Here is a 7,756-nt window from a genome sequence, read left to right as displayed (position 1 = left end):
CGTTTCCACGACATTGAAGAACGATTCTACCGAAGGATCATCCTGCAGGGTCGCTGAACTCATTCCACCTCAGCGTTCACCCTGCTCTTTGGTATGTGAACTGTTCTATGACACCCTGACTCAACGACTATTCACCCGAGCTGCTCCGAGACGTTGCCCGCTATGCCGAGGAACTCGCTGAATTCCGTGAGCGTGAAAATCGCCTTGCCGAAGCGGACGAGGAAGACGAAATCGACGAACGCCCCGACGATCTTCCCGATAATGTCCCCTCGAAAGCGACGATCACGATCAAGGAGATCAACGACAACCGCTACTACTACTGGCAGTGGCGGGATGGAGAAAAAATTCGATCTAAATATAAAGGTCCCGTCAATCCCGACGAGTAGAGGAAATAGAAGTCCGTTCGGATAACCTGTTTTCGGGATGACACCCCGTCTGCGAAGTGGAAGACGGGAGAGGTCAGCCCTCGGGTCGCGGAGCGGTCTCGTAGCGTATGATGTCGTCGGTCCTCTTCACTCGGTCGTAGATCTCTCGGACTGTGTCCTGCGCTCGGAGGAGCTTGTGCTCCTCAAGGAACTGCCGACCACTCTCACTGATTCCGTAGAACTTGTACGGCAGGTCGTTCTGCCGACGGTCCTCCGGCAGGAGAACCTCCTTGACGATACCGACGTTGACGAGCGGCAGGAGGTGCTGACGAATCGTCGTCTGGCTCTTGCTCGGGTTGACGTAGTCGAGTACCTTCAGTGTCGGCAGTTCCGATGGATGCCCGAGGATATCCTGGAGGAGCGAGAAGCGCGTCTCCTGGGTGACGACGTTGAGCCGCTCCCGAACGGACTCTAGGTCGCCGGGCGTGTGGTCGGAGGTAATTAAGAGGTTCAGAAGACGCGCCCCTATCGACTTGTTCAACAAAACCGCCTGCATGCGGAGGGTCACCTCTATCGATTTGTTCAGCGGGAAGTCGTCCACGGAAGACCAGTATCGAACCAATAGAGCGAAAATGCCGAAATTGAGTAAAGAGGTGGCTATAGACGTGATCGGCTGCATCTATCGTGACCGTGTCGGCAGGACCACACACCCACCCCTATCGATTTGTTCTGGCGAGAAAGGGTGGGGAGGGAAGAGTTGATCACGAGGAACTCACGTAGATATAGCATATCGGGATGAGGTCCTTTGGCAGGATCGGTCTTTATTAACTCGGTTCCTACTGTATTCGGCATACTGGAGATGTATGAGACAAATCGATAGGGGAGCGTGTAGAGTAGGTAGCTTGGGAAACAGACGGAATAACAAGACACCTCGCTATGGTACCAATAAGTTCCTTGAGCCCGCTCTCCGTCCCCTGATTTCTCGACTGGTATTTAAGTACACGATTCGGTGTGGAAATAGAGTGAAGGAATGTAGTTAGAACAAATCGATAGAGGTGCGTTCTACTAGCTAGCTAGTAACTAGAACTAGAAAGAAGAGAAAGGAAAGTTGTATGCAGCTTTCGATTCCGTGCTAATCGTGACGTAGAAGGAGCGTTAGTCCATTCGGGAATTCTCTCACCCCACCCCCTCCTTTGTGGTTAGAACAAATCGATAGGGGTGAGAGGGTGTTCGGGAGTTCTCCTGGATCGGTCGAGACAAAGGGTTCCTAACAAATCGTCGGAGGTTGCGGAGGAAAACGGTGTAACCCTCTGATATCCTGGTTCTGAACGTTATACCGGTAGAAAAGAAATCGACAGGGGAATCTTTTAGTATCCTGATAGAGTGGGTTCCGGTATGCCACGGATCCTGGTCCCGAGGAGGCCCCCGAGTCCACGGATTCTATCAAAGATCTCATTCTCGAGCAGGAAGAAGCCGCGAGTCTCATCAAGAACCGGTCACTCCTTGAACCGAACGAGATCGTCGACGAAGAACGTATCGTCGGTCGTGACACCCAGCTCACCGATATTACTCAACACCTCCGCGTCGCAATAAGTAACGAACGACCGCCGAATCTTCTCCTCTATGGTCCTTCTGGGACCGGGAAATCTCTTATCATCAACGCCGTCTGTCAGAACATCGTCGAACTCTGCGAAAACCGCGATATTCGGTTCGGCGTCATCCAAATGAACTGCCAGAACGTGGGAACCCTCGGCGCAGCTGTCTACGAACTTGCGCGAAAGGTGGCGAACGACATCGGAACGACTGTCGACGTCCCGGAACACGGGGTTCCAAACAAGAAAAAATGGCGCGAACTCTACCGTCTGATCAACGACCACTACGATACAGTCGTATTCATTCTCGATGAACTCGACATGCTCGTCGGTCGTCGGGATAAGGACGAGCCAGCCTTCTCTCGCCTTCTCTATCAACTCTCTCGTGCTGGAAGCACCGACGAGATTACGGCTCAGGTGTCCGTGACTGCGATCACGAACGACACGAAGATGATGGAGAGTGTGGGGAGCCGGGCTCTCAGTTCCTTTACCCCAGAAGATGTTCACTTCAGTGACTACGACGCCAACCAGCTCCGGGAAATCCTTCGGGCTCGGGAGGACGCCTTCCACGAGGATGCACTCAGTGACGACGTCATCCCACTTGCAGCGGCATTCGCCGCTCAAACCAACGGGGACGCACGGAAGGCGATCGACCTAATGCGAACAGCGGGATCGATCGCAGAAAAAACAGGTGCAGACAAAGTCCGTGAGGAGCAAGTTCGAGAAGCCCAAGATAAGGTCGAGAAGAACCGCGTACTAGAGGTGACTCGTGGGATTAGTACGCAAAAGAAGCTCTGTCTGTTCGCGACTGCAGCCGTGGCACGTGAGACTGGAACTGGTGCAGCGAAAAGCCCGATCGGATACCGAGTGTATCAGTACTTGACGGGTACCCTTCTCGCCCCTATCTTCGGGGTTGCCATCGTCCACGTTCCGGCCCTCGATCTCAATCAAGTAGCGACACACCCACCCCACCGCTTCCGCTGTTAGCACGGAGGAGACACCACTATCACCAGACCCCACAACGGACGCCCGATTCACGCGGGCTCTAACAATGTCGCTAATCCGCTTCGGACCGCCGAAACTGACTGCGCCAGCTGATGCTCGTTGTACTTGCCGCCGTCTTTTCCCCGATTGTGTTCTGTCGACTCCGTGATTCCCAACTGCGCTAACTCGCCCAAGTAATCACGCACCGACCGCTCCGAGACCGGACTCACGCCTTCTGAGTGAGCCACAGTTCGATACGTCTCGACGACTTCCCGCGTCCGGACCGGCGTATCACCGCGCTCGTGGAGCCGTGTGAGTGCGTACAACACGAGCTGTCCGTGCTGGGAGTAGTTCTGTATCCCCTCGACCACCTGGTCCGTCTGCACGCGCTCACGCGCCTCCTGGACGTGCGACTCGGTCACGACATCGGAACCACTCTCACGTGCGACGTCACCGGCCTCCAAGAGGAGGTCCAAGGCTTTCCGTGCGTCACCGGAGTCTTTCGCCCCGTAGGCCGCACACATCGCGATCACCCCGTCCTCGAGGATGCCGTCTTGGAAAGCGACTCGTTTGCGCTGTTCAAGCACGAGTCGAAGTTCGTCAGCATCGTACGCGCTGAAAGAGACCTCTTTCTCACAGAGCGACGACCGAACCTTCGAGGACAGCTGCGTTCGGAAGTCCAAGTCGTTCGAGATGCCGATAACGCCGAGCTTCGCGTCGGTGATGTCGCCGTTCGATCGAGCACGGGAGAGCTTGTAGAGCAGTGAATCATCGCCGATGTGATCGACTTCGTCGAGGACAATGAGCACCGTCCCCCCGCACGCGTCGAGTTCGTCGAAGAGGAACTCGTACACGCTCGCCTGTGGATACCCCGTGTTGGAGATCTGCCGTCCCGGCTCACGGAGTTCGTTGACCAGCTTCACGGCGACCTGGTACGACGTGTTCAGGCCGTCGCAGTTGACTTCGATCGTTGTCAATTCGAGTTCCGGCACGTCGGTTGCGTCTCCTTCGAGCGTGCGGAGCAGGTAGCGCGTGGCTGCGGTCTTTCCCACGCCGCTCTTTCCGTAGAGAAAGACGTTCGAGGGAGTCTCGTTGTTGATGACCGGCTGGAGGGCCGCATGGTACCGAGTGAGCTCTTCGTCACGCCCGACGAGACTATCTGGGGTCCATTGTTCAAGGAGTGCTTCCCGATTCTCGAAAATGGAATCGTTCGGCGTAAACGAGAAGTTGCTCATACAAACAACAGCCATCTACTTGTATATAAAACCAGCTTTTCCGTTGATTCCGCTGTTAGTGGTTATTTATATATTCTCGACCCCACCGCTTCCGCTGTTCGTACCGCCCCGTTTCGCACCCAGCTGTTTCGCTGGTGCACTCTACTGGGTCCGCCAATGGATTCGTTGCGCTGTGCTAACAGCGGAAGCGATGGAGTGTGAGTGAGCGTATCTCCCTGAGCAATGGCTACTAACAGCGGAAGCGATGGGGTGGGAGTCCTATCGGTATCACAGCGTACCATGTTGTGAGGACCCCCCACTGCTTCCAGTGGTAGCGTCACAAGACGATTTACTCACCTACCCGCTCCCCGCCTGCGTTAACAACGGAACCAGTGGGTGGGGGTATGTAACAGCGTCACCGTCCAAACACCCAACCGACACCCAACAAACAGAACGCAACAGGAAGTTACTCAACGCAACTCAACAGGAACGACGAGAACACGACCTGCGCGCCAATCACGATCGCGGTAAACGACCCAAGCGCGGCTCCAGTAAACGGCACCGCCCCGAACCCACTCCCGACCCAGCCAGCAACCAACCAGGCCGCGTACACCGCCCCCACGCCAAACACACCCGCTCCGAGTGTCGCGCCCCGCTCAAGTGTTGCATGCTCGGTGACCAATGCAGTAAACCGATTGGTTGGTTCCTGAATTGGGTCACCGGTCACGGTCGCGAGCACACCCATCAACACCACCTGCGTGCCGAGAATCAACAACAAACTCCCCGCAATCATCGAGTTGATCCCGAGTGAGATCCCCTCGACCGGAAAGCCCACGCCAGCTCCACCCATCACGCCGACCCCGAACAACCCGACAAGCAGCCCCGGCACCGAGAACAAATACCCCGGGGCGTTCACCAACATAAAGCGGACGTGTCGCCAGCCATCACTGAAACTCTCGAGGGTCTCCTCGCCGACGCGTTCGTGATACACGATCGGCACCTCTTCGATCTGTAAGTCGGCCGCGCCCGCCTCCATGATCAGCTCACTCGCAAACTCCATCCCGTCAGTCTGGAGCGCAATCGTCGCTAACACCTCGCGGGTAAACACCCGGAACCCGCTATGGGCGTCACTCACCCCCGCGCCGTAAAACGCGTTCAAAAACGCGGTCAACAGAGGGTTCCCCACGTATTTGTGGAGTGCTGGCATCGACCCGTCACGAATCTCACCGTTTAGACGACTCCCCATCACCATGTCTGCGCCCGTCTCCTCGAGGTGGCTCAACAACCGGGGAATCTGCCGGAAGTCGTAGGTGGTGTCTGCATCACCCATCACGAGATACTCCCCACGAGCCTGCTCGAACGCGTACCGATACGCGTAGCCGTAGCCTGGCTCGTCAGGCGTCACGACGATGGCGCCGTACTCACGCGCGATCTCGGGGGTGCGGTCGGTCGAACTGTCGCTCACGAGAATCTCGGTTGGCACCTGGAGTGTTTCGACCGCCTCACGAATCCACTCCATGCAGGTGGCGATGCCGGCTTCCTCGTTGAGTGTCGGCACCACCACCGAGAGGACAGGCGTGTGGTCGCTATTTCGATCACACAACAAGGCGTCGGCCGACTGCGGCGTGGACGCATCGTCGTGATCTGGATCGGGTATGTCAGTAGACGCTGACGTCGCTACCGCTGGCGTGGTGGCTGGAGTCTCCATGGGGGATGGGGTTGTTAGATTGATACTACCCGTAGTGGATAATTAATCTTCGGACGCCACCCAAAATGTGGCCGCCCGTACACTGGTGGAACTACATAGCTGACCCAGACAGGAGCTCGCGAGTGTCGTCATCACCTCACTCGGCAGAAACGTTTTATTGACAGGCGCTGAGCTATCTGTCAATGGGTAATACGATCGATCCCCTTCGGTGTGCGTGTGGCCGGCCAATCGAGCGCGGGCTCTTAGCAGCCGCCAAGTGTGCGCGATGTCGCAAAGAGCAGTAACACCGGTAGTAACGACTCATATTGCACGCCAGAACACGGTGTCTTGAGACACGGAGACGCACCGGTCCAGTACAGACGCGTATCCGGGATCGCTCCAACGGCCGACAGTGCCACTGGCAGTTGGCAATATCGACAGGTGGTAACACCGGCAGCTAAGACAGTTTCTACTGGTACGGATAGACCACACTCACTCTACAGCAGCCAGTAGAGATATGAATTCAGCTAAACACATCTCTACGTCAGGATTACTAATCGACAGTTACAGCCGTATACGCGTAATTGAAACTTGATTAATACGTTGAGTTGTGTAGGTTTCTAAGAAGATCCAAACGAGTTCTTCTCCTCCAAAACACTGCAGCCGCACAGCCACCGCCGAGACCTGTCGTATCAACACACCTTTGTCGCTCTCCTCGTCACACTACTCATGCAGAACCAACGCGTCCTCGTCACGGGTGGTGCCGGCTTCATTGGCTCAAATCTCGCGAACCGACTCGCCGGCGACAACGACGTGATCGCCGTCGACGACACCTACCTCGGCACACCCAAGAACCTCGACGACGCGGTCGACTTCTATGAGACCTCCGTCCTCGCCGACGACTACCCAGTCGACGTTGACGTCGTGTTCCATCTTGCCGCGCTCTCCTCACGAAACATGCACGAGGAGAACCCCCAGCGCGGTTGCCGCGTCAACGTCGAGGGGTTCATTAACACGGTCGAACGCGCCCGCAAAGCAGGCTGTGACACCGTCGTCTACGCCTCCACCTCCTCCATCTACGGTAGCCGCACTGAGCCCTCGCCCGTCGAGATGGACGTGGAGGCCCACACGGCCTACGAGGCCTCCAAACTCGCCCGCGAGCGCTACGCCGAGTACTACGCGAACCACCACAACATGAACGTTGCCGGCCTCCGCTTTTTCTCCGTCTACCAGGGCTTCGGCGGCAACGAACAACACAAAGGCGAGTACGCGAACACGGTCGCGCAGTTCGCTGACGCGATCGCGAACGGCAAGGCCCCCGAGCTGTTCGGTGACGGCTCACAAACGCGCGACTTCACGCATGTTTCGGACGTCGCCCGCGCCTGCGAGCTCGCCGCCGACCACGAGCTCACGGGTGTGTACAACGTCGGCACCGAAGAGGCCTACAGCTTCAACGAGATGGTCACGATGATCAACGACGCACTCGGCACGAATATTGACCCGGTGTACATCGAGTGTCCCTTCGACGGCTACGTCCACGACACCATGGCCGACTACTCGAGCTTCCACGAGGCAACCGGCTGGGAGCCACAGATCGACTTCGAAGACGGCGTCGAACACGTGTGTGCGCCATACATTGAGACCGACACACCAGACGCACCCTAACACACCACCGGCTCCACCACACCACCAAGCGACCGGCCACTCACCCCAATTCATCAAGCTGTGTCTGTACTGGCTGGAGCGCCGACTGCACATCGTCCGGCGTCGGCTCTGCAGTCGTGTACGTACAGCGTTGACATCCTCCACACGGCTGAAGCCGTGGGATTCCTCGCGTTGGGGGTCTGGCATTAGCGCCACCCCCCACGGGGGCAACTTTCTCCTACGCCGACCGTAGGATACTCTGGTCTGTAT

At 57.0% G+C, this 7,756-nt stretch carries 4 protein-coding genes and 2 pseudogenes; 3 read left to right on the top strand and 3 right to left on the bottom strand.

Translation table 11 applies throughout. The features are described 5' to 3' along the window. Positions 1-119 precede the first annotated feature (119 nt). Positions 120-386, top strand: a pseudogene (locus ACWUI7_RS13435) (DUF6788 family protein); the annotation flags it as partial. Positions 387-459: 73 nt separating this feature from the next. Here the strand turns inward: ACWUI7_RS13435 and ACWUI7_RS13430 are convergent. Then, complete coding sequence (locus ACWUI7_RS13430) at positions 460-921, bottom strand: transcriptional regulator (RefSeq protein WP_496642713.1); 462 nt, start codon at positions 919-921, stop codon at positions 460-462. Positions 922-1,807: 886 nt separating this feature from the next. On the opposite strand from ACWUI7_RS13430, the pseudogene ACWUI7_RS13425 reads away from it, so the two are divergent. After that, positions 1,808-2,851: pseudogene (locus tag ACWUI7_RS13425) on the top strand (orc1/cdc6 family replication initiation protein); the annotation flags it as partial. A gap of 140 nt (positions 2,852-2,991) precedes the next feature. Here ACWUI7_RS13425 and ACWUI7_RS13420 read toward each other — a convergent pair. Next, positions 2,992-4,176: an orc1/cdc6 family replication initiation protein gene (locus ACWUI7_RS13420; protein ID WP_496642712.1), complete on the bottom strand. Its 1,185-nt coding sequence runs from the start codon at positions 4,174-4,176 to the stop codon at positions 2,992-2,994. Positions 4,177-4,621: 445 nt separating this feature from the next. Beyond that, positions 4,622-5,863, bottom strand: a complete 1,242-nt coding sequence (locus ACWUI7_RS13415; RefSeq protein WP_496642711.1) for a glycosyltransferase family 2 protein — start codon at positions 5,861-5,863, stop codon at positions 4,622-4,624. Between the two features lie 708 nt (positions 5,864-6,571). Between ACWUI7_RS13415 and ACWUI7_RS13410 the strand changes: the two genes are divergently transcribed. Next, positions 6,572-7,507: an NAD-dependent epimerase/dehydratase family protein gene (locus tag ACWUI7_RS13410; protein WP_496642710.1), complete on the top strand. Its 936-nt coding sequence runs from the start codon at positions 6,572-6,574 to the stop codon at positions 7,505-7,507. Positions 7,508-7,756 lie beyond the last annotated feature (249 nt).

The sequence above is a fragment of the Halorubrum orientale genome (assembly GCF_059623105.1).
The sequence above is the reverse complement of the archived record's forward strand: the minus strand, read 5'-3'. Positions and strand labels throughout refer to the sequence as shown.

Excerpts from the sequence above, each read along its gene's own strand:
- ACWUI7_RS13420 (WP_496642712.1), bottom strand. The coding sequence starts at position 4,176 with ATGAGCAACTTCTCGTTTACGCCGAACGATTCCATTTTCGAGAATCGG.
- ACWUI7_RS13430 (WP_496642713.1), bottom strand. The coding sequence starts at position 921 with ATGCAGGCGGTTTTGTTGAACAAGTCGATAGGGGCGCGTCTTCTGAAC.
- ACWUI7_RS13410 (WP_496642710.1), top strand. The coding sequence starts at position 6,572 with ATGCAGAACCAACGCGTCCTCGTCACGGGTGGTGCCGGCTTCATTGGC.
- ACWUI7_RS13415 (WP_496642711.1), bottom strand. The coding sequence starts at position 5,863 with ATGGAGACTCCAGCCACCACGCCAGCGGTAGCGACGTCAGCGTCTACT.